Annotated in this window: 12 protein-coding genes, 1 tRNA gene and 1 riboswitch; of the genes, 11 read left to right on the forward strand and 2 right to left on the reverse strand. The window is 74.3% G+C overall.

Annotated features, from left to right (window positions below; genetic code table 11):
- Positions 1-60 precede the first annotated feature (60 nt).
- The 6 genes from ACZ34W_RS21445 (at position 61) to ACZ34W_RS21470 (ending at position 7594) form a co-directional block, all read left to right on the forward strand.
- Positions 61-645, forward strand: a complete 585-nt coding sequence (locus ACZ34W_RS21445; RefSeq protein WP_329487876.1) for a YqgE/AlgH family protein — start codon at positions 61-63, stop codon at positions 643-645.
- Between the two features lie 110 nt (positions 646-755).
- A complete protein-coding gene (locus ACZ34W_RS21450) occupies positions 756-1037 on the forward strand; it encodes a DUF3039 domain-containing protein (protein ID WP_329487875.1) in 282 nt (93 codons plus the stop codon).
- Positions 1038-1215: 178 nt separating this feature from the next.
- Positions 1216-2826 carry a beta-N-acetylhexosaminidase gene (locus ACZ34W_RS21455; protein WP_465606229.1) on the forward strand — a complete coding sequence of 537 codons (1611 nt, stop codon included), beginning with the start codon at positions 1216-1218 and terminating at the stop codon, positions 2824-2826.
- 321 nt (positions 2827-3147) lie between these two features.
- Positions 3148-4014: an FAD binding domain-containing protein gene (locus ACZ34W_RS21460; protein WP_329492115.1), complete on the forward strand. Its 867-nt coding sequence runs from the start codon at positions 3148-3150 to the stop codon at positions 4012-4014.
- Entirely contained in the window at positions 4011-5270 is a 1260-nt protein-coding gene (locus tag ACZ34W_RS21465) for a (2Fe-2S)-binding protein (RefSeq protein WP_465606231.1), read from the forward strand. The genes ACZ34W_RS21460 and ACZ34W_RS21465 overlap by 4 nt, the downstream gene beginning before the upstream one ends.
- Positions 5267-7594, forward strand: coding sequence for a xanthine dehydrogenase family protein molybdopterin-binding subunit (locus ACZ34W_RS21470; protein WP_465606233.1), 2328 nt, complete (start codon positions 5267-5269; stop codon positions 7592-7594). Before ACZ34W_RS21465 ends, ACZ34W_RS21470 begins: the two co-directional genes overlap by 4 nt.
- A 132-nt stretch (positions 7595-7726) precedes the next feature.
- Here ACZ34W_RS21470 and ACZ34W_RS21475 read toward each other — a convergent pair.
- Positions 7727-7801 (reverse strand) — tRNA-Cys (locus ACZ34W_RS21475).
- Between the two features lie 235 nt (positions 7802-8036).
- A riboswitch (guanidine-III (ykkC-III) riboswitch) is annotated at positions 8037-8102 on the forward strand.
- Between the two features lie 43 nt (positions 8103-8145).
- Here ACZ34W_RS21475 and ACZ34W_RS21480 point away from each other — a divergent pair.
- Both ACZ34W_RS21480 and ACZ34W_RS21485 read left to right on the forward strand, forming a co-directional pair.
- Entirely contained in the window at positions 8146-8460 is a 315-nt protein-coding gene (locus ACZ34W_RS21480) for a DMT family transporter (RefSeq protein WP_329487872.1), read from the forward strand.
- A gap of 108 nt (positions 8461-8568) precedes the next feature.
- Complete coding sequence (locus ACZ34W_RS21485) at positions 8569-10011, forward strand: MFS transporter (protein ID WP_465606235.1); 1443 nt, start codon at positions 8569-8571, stop codon at positions 10009-10011.
- A 2-nt stretch (positions 10012-10013) separates the two neighbouring features.
- On the opposite strand, the gene ACZ34W_RS21490 is transcribed toward ACZ34W_RS21485, so the two are convergent.
- Complete coding sequence (locus ACZ34W_RS21490; protein WP_329487870.1) at positions 10014-11294, reverse strand: polysaccharide deacetylase family protein; 1281 nt, start codon at positions 11292-11294, stop codon at positions 10014-10016.
- Between the two features lie 394 nt (positions 11295-11688).
- Between ACZ34W_RS21490 and ACZ34W_RS21495 the strand changes: the two genes are divergently transcribed.
- Genes ACZ34W_RS21495 through ACZ34W_RS21505 form a run of 3 tightly spaced genes read left to right on the forward strand, consistent with a single transcriptional unit; the run spans position 11689 to position 16240 of the window.
- Positions 11689-12333, forward strand: a complete 645-nt coding sequence (locus ACZ34W_RS21495; protein WP_329487869.1) for a class F sortase — start codon at positions 11689-11691, stop codon at positions 12331-12333.
- On the forward strand, positions 12330-13655 hold the full coding sequence (locus ACZ34W_RS21500; RefSeq protein ID WP_329487868.1) for an alpha/beta hydrolase: 1326 nt from the start codon (positions 12330-12332) through the stop codon (positions 13653-13655). Before ACZ34W_RS21495 ends, ACZ34W_RS21500 begins: the two co-directional genes overlap by 4 nt.
- On the forward strand, positions 13652-16240 hold the full coding sequence (locus tag ACZ34W_RS21505) for a bifunctional lysylphosphatidylglycerol flippase/synthetase MprF (RefSeq protein WP_465606238.1): 2589 nt from the start codon (positions 13652-13654) through the stop codon (positions 16238-16240). Before ACZ34W_RS21500 ends, ACZ34W_RS21505 begins: the two co-directional genes overlap by 4 nt.
- Positions 16241-16252 lie beyond the last annotated feature (12 nt).

A 16252-nucleotide genomic window follows, 5' to 3' on the forward strand; every position in this document is an offset into this window, starting at 1 on the left:
CGCCGGCCGGCTTCGCGTCGAGGTGTCCGGCCCCGGTGGTTCTGCGGGATCATGTGAGACATGACGGCGGCCCATACGCACGGAGGCCGGTCGCACACCGGCCGATTGCTCGTCGCTACGCCCGTGCTCACCGATCCGAACTTCGCCCGGGCGGTGGTGCTCCTCCTCGACCACGACGCCGAGGGGGCGCTCGGTGTGGTCCTCAACCGGCCGACGCCGGTCGAGGTGGGCAGCGTGCTGGACGGCTGGGGCGGTCTCGTCGGGCACCCCGCCGTGGTGTTCCAGGGCGGGCCGGTGGCGCTGGACTCCGCGCTCGGCCTGGCGGTGGCACCGGGGGAGCCGGAGACCGTGGAGCCGCTCGGCTGGCGCCGGGTGCACGGGGCGATCGGCCTGGTGGACCTGGAGGCGCCGCCCGAGGTGCTGGCCGGTGAGCTCGGCGGCCTGCGGATCTTCGCCGGGTACGCGGGCTGGTCGCCGGGGCAGCTGGAGGCGGAGCTGGGCACCGGGGCCTGGTACCTGGTCGACTGCGAGCCGGGGGACATCTCCAGCCCCGAGCCGGAGCGGCTGTGGCGCGCCGTGCTGCGCCGCCAGCGCGGCCCGTTGGCGCTGCTCGCGACGTACCCGGACGACCCCACGCTGAACTGACCCGAGGGCCGGCCGGCGGGCCGGTCCGCGCCGCCCGCGGCGGCCCAGCGGGCGCGGCCGCCGGCACGACACTGGCCCGGTTTCCCGGGGCGCCCATAGACTTGGCACCTATGAGCACTCTTGAGCCCGAGCGCGGCCTCGGCACCGGCACCCTGGTCGAGCCCGTCCCCCAGGTGTCCCACGGGGACGGCGACCACGAGCGCTTCGCGCACTACGTCCAGAAGGACAAGATCATGGAGAGCGCGCTCTCCGGGTCTCCCGTGGTGGCGCTCTGCGGCAAGGTCTGGGTGCCCGGGCGCGACCCGAAGAAGTACCCGGTCTGCCCGATGTGCAAGGAGATCTACGACGGCATCGGCAAGCCCCAGGACGGCAAGGGCGGCGACGACAAGTAGCCCGGCCGCCTGGTCGGGCCGGGGTGCCCGGCCCGGGACGGCGCCGACCCGTCCGCACTGCGCTGTTCCGCACTGCGCTGTTCCGCACTGCGCTGTTCCGCACGGTGCCGTTTTGCACTGTGCGGCATTGTGCAAAGTGGTCTATGCCAATTGACCGGGCCGGGGGCAGGATGGCGGAATGGACCTCATTCCCGCCCCCTTGAGTTCCGTCCGCCTCCAGGACCAGGACTTCCCCCTCGACCGCTCCACCACCCTGACCGCGCCGCCGGAGCTGTCCGGGGCCGAGCGGTGGCTGCGCACCGCGCTGACCGCCGCCACCGGACTGCCGCTCGGTCCCGGGCGGCCCGGCGAGGGCATCGAACTGGTCCACGACGCGGCGCTGGCCGGTGAGGCGTACCGGCTCTCGGTGCGCCCCGGCCGCGCCGTGGTCACCGCCGGCGGCCCGGCCGGCGCGCTCTGGGGCGCGCAGACCCTGCGCCGCCTGCTCGGCCCGGACGCCTACCGCCGGGCGCCGCTGCGCGACACCGGCTGGGTGCTGCCCGGCGTCGACATCGAGGACGCCCCCCGCTTCGGCTGGCGCGGCGCGCTGCTGGACGTCGCCCGACACTTCCTGCCCAAGTCCGACGTGCTGCGCTTCATCGACCAGCTCTCCGCGCACAAGCTCAACGTGCTCCACCTGCACCTGACCGACGACCAGGGCTGGCGGGTGGAGATCAAGCGCTACCCGAAGCTCACCGAGCTGGCCTCCTGGCGGGAGCGCTCGATGGTCGGCTACCGCTCCGCCCAGCGCCGCGACGACCGCCCGCACGGCGGCTTCTACACCCAGGACGACCTGCGCGAGATCGTCGCGTACGCCGCCGAACGGGCGATCACCGTCGTCCCGGAGATCGACCTTCCGGGTCACTCCCAGGCCGCGATCTCCGCCTACCCCGAACTGGGCAACACCGACGTGGTGGACACCGCCGCCCTCGGGGTGTGGACGGACTGGGGCGTGAGTCACAACGTGCTCAACCCCTCCGAGGCCACCGTCCGCTTCTTCGAGGGGGTGCTGGAGGAGGTCCTGGAGCTCTTCCCGTCGGAGTTCGTCCACCTGGGCGGCGACGAGTGCCCGAAGGAGCAGTGGAAGGACAGTGCCGCGGCCCAGGAGCGGATCCAGGAGCTCGGGCTGAGCAACGAGGACGAGCTGCAGAGCTGGGTGATCCGGCACTTCGACCGCTGGCTGGCCGAGCGCGGGCGCCGGCTGATCGGCTGGGACGAGATCCTGGAGGGCGGGCTGGCACCCGGTGCGGCGGTCTCCTCCTGGCGCGGCTACGGGGGCGGGATCGCCGCCGCGCAGGCCGGGCACGACGTGGTGATGTGCCCCGAGCAGCACGTGTACCTGGACCACCGGCAGGCCCCGGGCGAGGACGAGCCGGTCCCGGTCGGCTTCGTCCGCACCCTGGAGGACGTGTACCGCTTCGAGCCGGTGCCGTCGCAGCTCGACGAAGCCGCGGCCCGCCGGGTGATCGGCACCCAGGCCAACCTGTGGAGCGAGTTCATGGACAGCGCCCGGGACATCGACTACCGGGCCTTCCCCCGGCTCGCGGCCTTCTCGGAGGTGGCCTGGTCCGCGCTGCCCGCCGACCCGGCCGAGCGCGACTACGCGGGCTTCGAGCGGCGGATGGAGTCGCACCGGGCCGTGCTGGACGCGCTCGGCGTCGAGTACCGCCCGGTCGACGGGCCGCACCCCTGGCAGCGCCGGCCCGGGGTGGCCGGCCGTCCGATCGAGGGTGCGCCGCCGGCGGTCTGACCACGATCGGCCACCGGGCTCCATGGCGACCGGGAACTTCTGAGTGGTCATCCGACGTCAAGAACAGATGAACATCTGCTCCGGTCCGGTTTCGGGCCGGAGCAGATACCGCCCGGTATGCGTCCCAATCGGGCAGTTCCGTTCGCCCGTCCCGAAATGATCATCGAGCATTGTGTGCCAGAGTTGCCCAACCCGGCCCGATCGCCCGTACCCTACGGGCCAGGCCGGGCTGCCGACGCGGACACCCCGGCCGAGGGCCGCGGGCGGCAGGCGATCGATGAGCAAGTGGAGCACGGTGGGACCCAGGTGAACCGGACGATCATGCTGCCGGCCTCCCTCGACGAGGCCGTCGACGCGCTGGCCGCCACCCCGGCCGCGGTGCCGGTGGCCGGCGCCACCGACCTGATGGAGGCCGTCAACGCCGGGCGGTTGCGCCCCGCGGCCCTGATCGGCCTCGGCCGGATCACCGAGCTGCGCGGCTGGCGCTACGAGGACGGCGGCACCGCCGTGCTCGGCGCCGGGCTCACCCACGCCCGGATGGACCGCCCCGACTTCGCGGCCCTCATCCCCGCCCTGGCCGACGCGGCCCGGACCGCGGGGCCCCCGCAGGTGCGCAACGTCGGCACCCTCGGCGGCAACATCGTCACCGCCGCGCCGGCCGGCGACACCCTCCCGGTGCTGGCCGCGCTGGAGGCCACCGCGACCCTCGCCCGGGCCGGCGCCACCCGCGAGGTCCCGGTCAGCCACCTGCTCACCGGCCTCGACCCGCTGCGCCCCGGTGAGCTGCTCACCTGGGTGCGCGTCCCGCTGCTGCACGCCCCGCAGGTCTTCCTCAAGGCCACCGGCCGCAGCGGCCCGGCCCGCGCCACCGCCTCCGTCGCGCTCGTCCTCGACCCCGCCCGGCGCGCCGTGCGCTGCGCCGTCGGAGCCGTCGCCCCGGTGCCGCTGCGCCCGCTGGAGGCCGAGGCCTGGGTGGCCGGCTGCATCGACTGGGACGGCAGCCGCGAGATCGACCCCACCGCGACGGCCGCCTTCGGCGAGTACGTGGCCGCCGCGTGCGTACCCGACAGCTACGGCGCCGAGGGCGCCTGGGAGGCCGTGACCGAGGGGCCGAGCGCGGCCGCCGTTCGGCTGCGGCGTACCGTATCGGTGCTGGCCCGCCGGGCACTGGGAAGGGCGCTGAAGTGACCACTGACCCCATCGGAACCCTCGACGCCGGCCCGTTCGACCACGCGCCGCAGGTCAGCCGCGAGCTGCGCCCCTGCGCCTCGTACACCCTGCGGGTCAACGGTTTCGAACGGCCCGTCACCGACGCCTGGATCGGCGAGAGCCTGCTGTACGTGCTGCGCGAGCGGCTCGGGCTGGCCGGCGCCAAGGACGGCTGCGAGCAGGGCGAGTGCGGCGCCTGCTCGGTCCAGGTGGACGGCCAGCTGGTGGCCGGCTGCCTGGTGCCCGCCGCGCTGGCCGCGGACAGCGAGATCAACACCGTCGAGGGCCTCTCGGCCGGCGGCGGCGCCAGCGAGGTCCAGCAGGCGCTGGCCGAGTCCGGCGCGGTGCAGTGCGGCTACTGCACGCCCGGCATGGCGATGGCCGTGCACGACCTGCTCCAGCGCAACCACCGGCCCACCGAGGTCGAGGCCCGCCAGGCGCTCTGCGGCAACCTCTGCCGCTGCACCGGCTACCGGGGCGTGCTGGCCGCGGTGCAGTCCGTCGCCGACGCCCGCGCCCTGGAGGCCGAGGAGGCGGAGGAGGCCCACGCGGCGGCCGCCGGAGCGGCCGCGCCCGCCGGCGACGCCCCCGCGGGCGGGGCACCGGCGCCCGAGCCGGCCGCCCGGGCCGCCGACCTGCCGGTCTACACCGACGCCGACGCCTGGATCGAGCACGTCCCGCAGTCGCACGGCTCGCAGTCGCACGCCCCGCAGCCGCCCGTCGAGGAGGCCCCGGCCACCGGCGGGGCGGGCCCGGGCGTGCCCTACGGCAGCCCCGACGGCCACGGCGGCTACGACACCGGCGTGTACGACACCGCGGTGCTCACCCCCGTCACCGGCATCCCCGCCCAGGCGGCCGGCGAGGGGCAGGGCTACTACCCGCCGCAGGGCTACCCCGAGCAGCAGCCCTACCAGGGCGCCCCCGCACCCGGTGGCTACCTGCCCGGCGGCTACCCGGACGGGGGCTACCCGCAGCAGTCCGGCTACGACGCCTCCCCGTACGACGGCCCGGTCTACGAGCAGACCCCGGCGCACGGCATCCCGGCCCCCGGCGGCGGGTTCGACGGCACGGCCCCGAACGGGGCCGGGTACGACGGCACGCCCGCCCACGGCACGCCGTACGCGCACACGCCCCCGCACGGGGTCCCGGTCGAGGGCGTCGCCCCCGCCGGCGTCCCGTACGGTGCCACCCCCGCCCACGGCATCCGGCTCCCCGAGGACGACCACGCATCATGACGTCGCCTACCGACATCGGCGCAGCACCCCAGCAGGACGGCGACGAGGGCGGCGCACGGGAGCCGTTCGGGCTGGGCAGCTCCCCGCTGCGCAGCGACGCCCTGCCGAAGGCACTCGGCATCTACCCGTACGCCGCCGACCTCTGGGCCGAGGGCCTGCTCTGGGGCGCGGTGCTGCGCTCCCCGCACCCGCACGCCCGGATCAGGGGCATCGACACCTCGGCCGCGCTCGCGCTGCCGGGCGTGCACGCGGTGGTCACCTCCGCCGACCTGCCGCCCGGGCCGGACGGCACCCCCGACGGCGCCCCGGCCGGGCCGATCGTCGCGGACCGGCCGGTGCTGGCCGCCGGTGTGGTGCGCCACCACGGCGAGCCGGTCGCCGCGGTCGCCGCCGACCACCCGGACACCGCCCGGCTGGCGGTCGGTCTGATCACCGTCGAGTACGAGCCGCTGGAGGCGGTGACCGATCCCGAGCAGGCCTTCACCGCCGGCCCGCTGCACCCGGACGGCAACCTCTTCCGGCACCTGCCGCTGCGCACCGGGGACCCGGACGCGGCCGGCGAGGTCATCGTCGAGGGCCTCTACCAGGTCGGCCGCCAGGACCCGGCGCCGCTCGGCGCGGAGGCCGGTCTGGCCGTGCCGCGCCCGGACGGCGGCGTCGAACTGCACCTGTCGTCCACCGACCCGCACGGCGACCGCGACCGCACCGCCGCCTGCCTCGGCCTGGAGCCGGACCGGGTCCGACTGGTGGTCACCGGCGTGCCCGGCGCCACCTCGGACCGCGAGGACCTCTCCTTCCAGGTGACCCTGGCGCTGCTGGCGCTTCGCACCGGCCGCCCGGTGAAGATGACCCTCACCCGCGAGGAGTCGTTCCACACCCACACCTCCCGCCACCCGGCGCTGCTGCGCTACCGCCACCACGCCGACGCCGAGGGCAAGCTGGTCAAGGTGGAGGCGCAGATCCTGCTGGACGGCGGCGCCTACGCGGACGTCTCGGCCGAGGCGCTGGCCGCCGCCACCGCCTTCTCGGTCGGGCCCTACGTCTGCCCGAACGTCTTCGTGGACGCCTGGGCGGTGCGCACCAACAACCCGCCGGCCGGCCGGATGCGCGGCGAGGGCGCCCTGCAGGCCTGCTTCGCCTACGAGTCGCAGCTGGACCAGCTGGCGGCCCGGGTCGGCGTGGACCCGGTGGAGATCCGTCGGCGTAACGCGATGGCGACCGGAGACCCGATGCCCACCGGACAGGCCGTCACCTGCCCCGCGCCGGTGGCCGCGCTGCTGGACGCGGTCGCCGAGGAGCCGCTGCCCCCGCTGCCGGTGGACGACCCGGACGCCGAGTGGCTGCTGCCGGGCGGGCCCGGCGGGGCCGGCGACCCGGCGGCGGTGCGCCGCGGCATCGGCTACGCGGTCGGCATGGTGCACATGCTGGGCGCCGAGGGCGAGGACGAGGTCTCCACCGCGACGGTGCGGGTCAGCGGCGACCACGCCACGGTGATCTGCGCCGCCGTCGACTCCGGGCAGGGCTTCGCCACCCTGGCGCGGCAGATCGTGCAGTCGGTGCTGGGGATCAACGAGGTCTACATCGCACCGGCCGACAGCGACCAGTCGATCGCCGGGCCCGCCGCCCGGGGCCGGCACACCTGGGTCTCCGGCGGCGCGGTCGAGCGGGCCGCGCTGATGGTCCGCCACCAGTTGCTCCAGCCGATCGCCGCCGACTTCGGGATGTCGGTCGAGCTGCTGCAGATCTCCGACGGAAAGATCACCTCCTACGACGGCGTGCTCGGTATGCCGGTCGCCGAGGCGCTGGAGGGCAAGGAGCTCTGGGCGACCGCGCAGTGCCGCCCGCACCCGACCGAGCCGCTGGACGACGCCGGGCACGGTGACGCCTTCGTCTCCATCGCGTTCTGCGCGATGCGCGCGGTGGTGGACGTGGACATCGAGCTGGGCGCGGTCCGGGTGGTGGACGTGACGGTGGCCCAGGACGTCGGCCGGGCGCTCAACCCGCGTCAGATCGAGGACCGGATCGAGGCGGGCGTGGCCCAGGGCGTGGGGCTGGCGCTGCTGGAGGACCTGCGCACCGAGGGCGGCCTGCTGCTGAACCCCTCGCTCACCGGCTACCGGCTGCCGACCGCCCTGGACACCCCGGAGGTCCGCATCGCCGCCCTGGTCGAGGAGCGCGACGTGGTCGCCACCTTCGGTGCCAAGGCGGTCAGCGCGGCCCCCGCGGTGGTCGCCCCGGCCGCCGTGGCCGCCGCCGTCCGGGCCGCGACCGGCCTCCCCGTCGGGCGGCTGCCGATCCGGCCCGAGGACGCCGTCGCCGGCTGACCGGGGGGCGGGGCACCCGCCCCGCCGCCGGGATGAATTCCCGACGGTATTCCGGGGGCCCGGAATATCCGGCCGGGAGAACGCCGAACAGCCGGTCCGCGAATTCTTCGCGGACCGGCGCATTCATTTCGGTGGAGGCCATGACGGGAATCGAACCCGTGTAAACCGCTTTGCAGGCGGTTCCCTAAACCACTCGGGCACACGGCCGTGGGGAGGAGCTGTTCCGCAGATGCGCTCAGGCGTGGCGGCAACAGCGACAGGCGCGACAACACCGGGGAGCCGCGGCACAGGCGCGGGGCGCGAGAAGGGCCACCGTCTTCCTGTCCATTGCCGACTCCTGTCGTCGTTCGCCATGTTGGTGAATTCATCTTCGCGGAATGGCGGGCGGCCCGTCAACGTCCTTGTGTAAATTCTGTGTGGCGGGTCGTGCTACCGTCGAAAGCAGGTGGCCGGACTCCGGCCGCTCCGGACGAGCGCGTCGTACCCGGTGACGACAAGACGGCGCAGCACAGCGGCAACCCGGCCGCTGCTGACTGCGGAGGTCCCTCGTCATGGCATGGCTCGTTCTCATCGTCTCCGGTGTCCTGGAGACCGTCTGGGCGGTGGCCCTGGACTCGTCCAAGGGCTTCTCCCGGCTCGTCCCCACCGTGGTCTTCGCCGTCGCGCTGGCGCTCAGCATGGGCGGTCTGGCGTACGCGATGCGCTCCATCCCGATCGGCACCGGCTACGCGGTCTGGGTCGGCATCGGCGCGGTCGGTACGGCGCTCTACGGCATGGCCGTCCTGGGGGACGCGGTCACCGCGGCGCGGATCGGCTGCCTGCTGCTGATCGTCTCCGGCGTGGTGGGCCTCAAGGTGCTGCACTGAGCGGGTCGCCCCACGGGCCGGGGCCCCGGGTCCTAGGCCCTGCGGACCACGCGGAACCGGTCCACCGGTCAGGGGTCATGGTGCCCTACGGGCCTTACGATATGACCCATGACCACAGCCTCCGCCACCTCGGTCGACTCCGGCCCGACACCCCCCGACGAGACCGACCCCGGTGGCGGCGTGCTCACCGGCCGCTACCGGGCGCTGACCCTGGGGATCGTCTCGGTGGTCCTGCTGCTCGCCTTCGAGGCGACCGCCGTCAACACCGCGATGCCGGTGGCGGCCCGCCAGCTGGACGGGCTCCCGCTGTACGCCTTCGCCTTCTCCGGGTACTTCACCACCACGCTGTTCGCCCTGGTGGTCTCCGGCCAGTGGTGCGACCGGCGGGGTCCGCTGCGACCCCTGTTCACCGGCATCGCGGTGTTCGGGGCCGGTCTGGTGGTGGCCGGGGCGGCGCCCGGCATGTGGGTCTTCGTGGCCGGCCGGGCGATCCAGGGCCTGGGCGGCGGGCTGGTGATCGTCGCGCTGTACGTGGTGGTCGGCCGGGCCTACCCGGAGCGGCTGCGGCCGTCGGTGTTCGCGGCCTTCTCCTCGGCCTGGGTGCTGCCCTCGATCGTCGGCCCGGTGGTCTCCGGCGCCGTCACCGACCACCTGGGCTGGCGCTGGGTGTTCCTCGCCGTCCCGGTGCTGATCCTGCTGCCGCTCGCGGTGATGGGGCCGGCGCTGCGCCGCTCCGAGCGCGAGCAGCCGGTGCTGAAGGGCGCGGAGTTCGACCGCCGCCGGAGCAGGTTGGCGGCGATGGCGGCGCTGGGCGCCGGTCTGCTGCAGTACGCCGGCCAGCGGTTGGACCTGATCGGGCTGCTCCCGGCGTTCGCGGGGGTGGCGCTGCTGGTGCCCGCCGTCCTGGGGCTGCTGCCCGCCGGGACGCTGCGGGCCGCGCGCGGGCTGCCGACGGTGATCCTGCTGCGCGGCGTGGCCGCCGGGGCGTTCTTCGCGGCGGAGGCGTTCATCCCGCTGATGATGGTGACCCAGCGCGGCCTGTCGCCGACGCTGGCCGGTCTGACCCTGACCAGCGGCGGTCTCTCCTGGGCGCTCGGCTCCTGGCTGCAGGGCCGGCCGGGCGCGGAGCCGTACCGGGAGGCGATGATCCGCTGGGGCTTCCTGCTGACGGCGGTGGCGATCGCGGGGGCGGCGCTGGTGCTGGTCCCGGCGGTGCCGGCCTGGGTGGCGGCGGCGGCCTGGGGTGTCGGCGGGATCGGGATGGGGCTGACGGTGGCGAGCGTCAGCGTGCTGATGATGAAGCTGTCGACGCCCGAGGACGCCGGGGCCAACTCCGCCTCGCTACAGATGAGCGACGCGCTCGGCAACGTCCTGCTGGTGGGGCTGTCCGGGGTGCTCTTCTCGGCGCTGGGCGGCGGCTCGGTGGCCGCCGCCCACGCGGGCGCCGAGGGCTCCGGTTCGGTCGGCGCGTTCACCGTGATCTTCCTGACCATGACGGGCGTGGCGCTGGTGGGCGCGCTGCTCGGCGGCCGGGTCCGGAGGACGGCGTAGCGTCAGCCGGCGGCGGCACCGGCCGGCGCGGGGGAGCCGAGGAAGGTCTCCCAGCCGCCGGTCGGCGCCTGGCCGACGGCGAGGCCCTGCAGCTTGCGGAGCACCGCCGGGTCCTGGGCGTCCAGCCAGTCGACCAGCTGGCGGAACGAGACCAGCCGCACCCCGGGCTTTCCGGCGATCTCCTTGAGCGCGTCCTCGACGGCGTTCATGTAGATGCCGCCGTTCCACTGCTCGAAGTGGTTGCCGATGACGAACGGCGCCCGGTTGCCGTTGTAGGCGCGCTCGAAGCCCATCAGGTAGGAGTCCCTGGCCTGGGTCTGGTACGCGGCGTGCAGCGAGGGGTCGGCCTTGGTGTTGCTGCCGGACTGGTTGAACATGATGTTGTAGTCCATCGACAGCACCTGGAAGGTGTGCCCGGGGAAGGGGATGGACTGCAGCGGGAGGTCCCAGAGCGCCCCGCCCTGGATCTTCTGCGGCCAGACCTGCGTCCCGTTGCCGCTGCTGTCGTAGCGCCAGCCGCGCTTGACGGCGGTCGGCAGCAGGTTGCGCTGGCCCTCCAGGCACGGGGTGCGGCTGCCGATCAGCTCCTTGCGGTAGTCGAAGGGCAGCGCCGGCAGGTCGGTGAAGCCGGTGGTGGTCTTCCAGTTGGTGACGAAGTCCATCGCCTGCTGGATCTCGCTGTCCCACTCCTGCGGCGACCACTGCCCGACGCCGGTGGCGCCGCAGAAGTGCCCGTTGAAGTGGGTGCCGATCTCGTGCCCCTCCAGCCAGGCCGCGTGCAGGTTCTCCAGGGTGTCGTGGATGTGCTGGTCCGACAGGTAGCCGATGTCGGAGGCGCCGACCTTGTGCTGCGGCGGACGGTAGAGGTCCTTCTTGGCCTCGGGCAGCAGGTAGAGGCCGCTCAGGAAGAAGGTCATCGACGCGTTGTGCTCCTGCGCCAGCCGGCGGAACCGGCGGAACAGGCCGTTGTCCAGTTCGCCGGCGCCGTCCCAGGAGAAGACCACGAACTGCGGCGGGCGCTCGCCGAGCTTCAGCGGCTCGACGGCGGGCTGGTTCGGCTGCGCACCGGTGTCCGAGGTGGAGCCGTCGCCGATCAGCGTGACGGGGGCCTTCGGGGGCGCGGAGCCCGGGCCGGCGTGGTCCGCCGCGGGGCTGGCCGGGGCCGGTTCCGGGGTCGCCGCCTGCGCTCCGCCGGCCCCGCCCTTGGTGCCGCAGCCGGCCGTGAGGGCGGCTGCGGTCGCGGCTCCGGCGGCCAGTAGGGTGCGGCGGGAGAGAGCGTCCATGGTCACTCCGTTCGTGGGGCGTGCGGCGGACCGGAGGCGCCCGGTCGGACAAGTGCGGTGATAGGCCTGTGAACGGGGTCAGCATGGCATGCGGACACGATCGGTCGGTGATCCACCACGAACGGTCGCAACTGATCGCCCGATTGGTGCAACCGGACAGGTGTCCGAGATTGTCGATGGTCATGCAGGTGGACTCGGGGGCGGTCCGTCCGGCGGGATCCGGTCTCTCCCCGTGTTCGCCCCCCTACCCGGAGCACGGATCGGGCCGGTAGCCCTGCCGATCGGGGGGTGTCGATAGGACCATCGTATGGACGTGCCTTAAGGTCCAATCCGGTTGAATTGTTCCCAGGAAACTCTCAGGAACGATCGAGCTGTCAGCAGAGGGGAGCGCCGGGTGGGCGCCCAGCAGAGCAGGAGCCCGTGGCCGGGTACCCTGGCGGTCGGCGCCGCGATCGTCCTCGGGGCCTGGCTGCTGAACGACGGGGGCCACGCCGCACTGCCTCCGGCCCCCGGTGCGGGACAGTCCCTCTCCGGCTTCGCCCCGGTCTCCGTCGTCCCCCCGCTCGGCCCCTCCGCCCCGACCCGGATCAGGATCCCCGCCGTCAAGCTCGACGCCCCCGTCACCGGACTCGGACTGGACGGCGACGGCCGCCTCCAGACGCCCCCGGCGGCCGACCGCAACCTCGCCGGCTGGTACCGCGGCGGCGCCACCCCCGGTCAGCGCGGCACCGCGATCCTCGCGGGGCACGTCGACAACCAGAGCGGGCCCGCCGTCTTCTATCATCTGGGCGCGCTGCACCGCGGCGACCGGATCGAGATCGCCCGCGAGGACGGCGCGACCGCCGTCTACCAGCTCTACGCCATCGAAGTGCACGACCGAAAGGACTTCCCGGACGACCGGGTGTACCGCCAGGCCGCCGACGCCCAGCTCCGGGTGATCACGTGCGGCGGCGGGTACAGCGAGGAACACGGCTACCAGGGAAACGTGGTCGCCTACGGATTCCTGGCCGACACCACCCGGCCGGGGACACGTACATGACCACCGCCACGCTCGCCGTCCAATGGAACCCGATCGACTGGCCGCTGACGCACGGCCCGATCCCGCTCGCCGTGCTCGCCGCCGGCTGGGGCTCGTTGCTCCTGCTCGCGCTCGCCCGCGGCCGGAGCTGGTGGAACCGCCGGCTGCCCGCCGCGCTGTTCAGCGCCGCCGCGCTCAGCCTGGTGCTGGACGTCGTCGTGGACGACTGGTGGCACCCCTTCCCGGAGGGCCTGCCCCGCTACGTCACCTGGTGGATCGCCGTCGCGCTCCTCGGACTCTGCCTGGCCGGCTTCCGGATGCCCCGGCTCGGCCGGCGCGGCAAGCTGCTGGCGGTCGCCGCCGGAGCGCTGGTGCTGCTGATGGCCTCCTCCCAGGTCAACCGCGGGTTCGGCCAGTACCCCAGCGGCCGGGTCATGCTCGCGCCCTGGCTCTCCAAGACCCAGGGCCTCACCACCGGCTTCGACGCCCGGACGGTGAGCCCGCCCCCCGGCAAGGTGCTCGCCGACGTCTGGCAGGCGCCGCCCGGGCTGCCCGCCAAGGGCACCGTCTCGATCGAGCCGATACCGGGCGGAAAGTCCGGCTTCAAGGCCCGCGACGCGTACATCTACCTGCCGCCCGCCTACCAGGCCAGCCCGCGCCCGCTGCTGCCGGTGGTGGTCCTGGTCACCGGCCAGCCCGGCAACCCGGGCGACTGGGTGCTCGGCGGCCAGGTGAACGAGGCGCTGGACGCCTTCGCCGCCGAGCACGACGGCCTGGCCCCGATCGTGGTGATGCCCGACCAGCTCGGGTCGATCTGGAACAACACGCTCTGCATGGACTCCAAGCTCGGCAACGTGCAGACCTACCTGGCCGAGGACGTGCCGAACTGGGTGCACCAGCACCTCCAGGCCGCCAAGGGCCGGGGCTCCTGGTCCATCGGCGGCGCCTCGATGGGCGGCACCTGCGCGCTCCAGATGGCCGTCAACGCCCCCGACGTCTACGGGTCGTTCCTCGACATGTCCGGGCAGGAGGAACCCACCCTGGGTACCCGGGAGCAGACCGTCGCCGCCGCCTTCGGCGGTGACCACGCCAAGTTCGACGCGATCGACCCGCTGCAGGTGATGCGGCGCAAGCGGTTCCCGGACACGGCGGCGGCGATCGTCGTCGGCCGCACCGACGGCGAGTTCCGCCCGCAGCAGGAGAAGGTCTACCAGGCGGCGCTCGACGCCGGGATGAAGGCGAGGTTCGATCTGATGCCGGGTGGGCACGGCTGGGTGGTGTTCCGGCCCGGAATCGTCGACCAACTGCCGTGGCTGGCCCAACAGACGGGATTGATCCGGTGATCCGGCTCAGCGCGGCTCCGGCGGTCGTCGCCGCCCGCGAACGGGAACGCGAACGGGAACGCGAGCGCGAGCGTGAACGCGCGCACGACCACGGCCCCGGGCCGGTACCGGTGGCGACCGCCCCCGAGCCGGCCCCCCAGCCCGGGCGGCAGGCCGTCACCGGGATCGCCGACCGGCTGCGCGCCGCGCCGCTGACCCTGGCGCTGCTCGGCCTGCTCTGGACGGTCGGCGCCGCCACCGGCAGCCTGGCCGGCGGCCCCTCCCGGGGCCTGCTGGCCCAGATCGGCGTCGGCCTGCCCACCCTCGGCGAGGGCCGCTGGTGGACGCCGTTCACCTCGCTGCTCTGGTGCTCCAGCGCGGGCTCGTACGTCTTCACCAGCCTGCTGCTGCTCCTGGTCGGCCCGGCCGCCGAGAGCCGGCTCGGCCGGCGCCGGACCCTCCTGGTGCTGGTCGGCGGGCAGGTGCTGGGCACCCTGCTCGGAACCGGACTGGTCGCCTTCGGCTCACGGGCCGGCGAGCAGTGGACCCTCGCCGTCGCCGACCAGACCGCGACCGGCCCGGTCGTCGGCCTGTTCGCGCTGGCCGGCGTGCTCGGCTACCGGCTCACCGTGCTCTGGCGCCGCCGGCTGCACCTGCTGGTGGTGCTCGTCCCGCTGGTGATGACGCTGTACGTCGGCCACCTGCAGAGCGTCCAGCGCTGCGCCGGCGCGCTGCTCGGCCTCGGCATCGGCGCGCTGCTCGCCCGGCGCCGATGGCAGCTGCGCCCGCACCGCTCCTCGCACACCGAGACCCGGGTGCTGGTCGCGCTCTGCCTGGTGGCCGCCGCCCTCGGGCCGCTGGTCGCCTCGCTGTACGACAACGCGGCGGGGCCCTTCAACACCTTCTCCGAGCTGTACTTCTCGCACCGGCTCTCCCCGGACGAGGTCGCCGACTTCTGCGCGATGTCCGCCCACGACTGCGCCCGCGCGCACGCCGTCGAGCGGATATTCGACACCCCGGCGCGGCTGATGGCCGCGCTCTTCCCGGCCCTGCTGCTGGTCCTCGCCGAGGGCCTGCGCCGCGGCCTGCGGCTGGCCTGGCGGATCACCGTCGCCACCGAACTGCTCTGGGCGGCGCTGCTGCTCTGGCTGTTCGCCGGCACCGGCACCGGCGCCGGCGACGTGGTGCAGTACTTCGTCGAGGCGCTGCTGCTGCCGCTGCTCACCACCGGCCTGCTGCTGGCCACCCGGCACCGGTTCGGGCTGCGGCTGCCGGCCGCGGTGCTGCGCCGGCTCGCCCTCGTCACCGGCGGGGCGGCGCTGGCCGCGGCGGCCGCGTACGTGGGGTTCGGCCGGCTGGTGGCCGGCGAGTTCGACCCCCGCGCCGGGGTGGGCGGCCTGGTCGCCGGACTGCCGGCGCAGTTCCTGCCGCCCGCCTACAACGACCTGCTGCCCGACTACCCGATAGCGGTCGGCCCGCCGGCCCGCCTCCTGGAGACGTACTGCGGCCTGGCGTTCTGGGTGGTCGCGCTGACCGCCCTGCTGGTCGCCTTCCGCCGCCCGGTGGTGCACGCCGACGCCGAGGACGCCGCCCGCGCCCGCGCGCTGCTCACCGCGCACGGCGGCGGCACGCTGTCCTTCATCACCACCTGGGACGGCAACCACTACTGGTTCGACGAGGAGGGCCGGGCCGCCGTCGCCTACCGGGTGCTCTCCACCGTGGCGCTGACCACCGGCGACCCGTTCGGCGAGCCGGAGGCCCGACGCCGGGCGGTGGCCGGCTTCGCCCGGTACTGCGACACCCGCGGCTGGACGCCCTGCTTCTACAGCGTCACCCCGGAGACCAGCGACGCCGCCGGGCAGCTCGGCTGGCGCTCGCTCCAGGTGGCGGAGGACACCGTGGTCGCCCTGCCCGGACTGGCCTTCACCGGCCGCAAGTGGCAGGACATCCGGACCGCCCTCAACAAGGCGGGCAAGCAGGGCATCACCGCCGAGTGGTGGGCCTACCACGACGCGCCGCTCGCCCTGCGCGACCAGATCCGCTCGATCTCGGAGGAGTGGGTCTCCGAGAAGGGCCTGCCCGAGATGGGCTTCACCCTCGGCGGCCTGGAGGAGCTGGACGACCCGGCGGTCCGGCTGCTGGTCGCCGTCGACGGCGACCGCGTCGTGCACGGGCTGACCAGCTGGATGCCGGTCTACGAGGACGGGGTGCCGGTCGGCTGGACGCTGGACTTCATGCGCCGCCGCTCGGACGGCTTCCGGGGGGTGACGGAGTTCCTGATCGCCTCGGCCGCGCTCGGCTTCAAGGAGGAGGGCGCGCGCTTCGTCTCGCTCTCCGGCGCGCCGCTGGCCCGCTCCGGGCAGGACGCGCCGCCCAACGGGCTGCAGCGCACGCTGGACTGGATGGGCCGGGTCCTGGAGCCGGTCTACGGGTTCCGCTCGCTGCTGGCCTTCAAGGCGAAGTTCCAGCCGGAGTACCGGCCGCTGTACATGGCGTACCCCGACCCGGCGGCGCTGCCCAGCATCACCCGGGCGATAGGGAAGGCCTACCTGCCGCACCTGACGGCGGCGCAGGGCGTCCGGCTGATGCGCCGGCTCTCCTCCTGAGCCGCCCCGCTC

It is taken from the genome of Kitasatospora sp. NPDC022856, assembly GCF_055561235.1.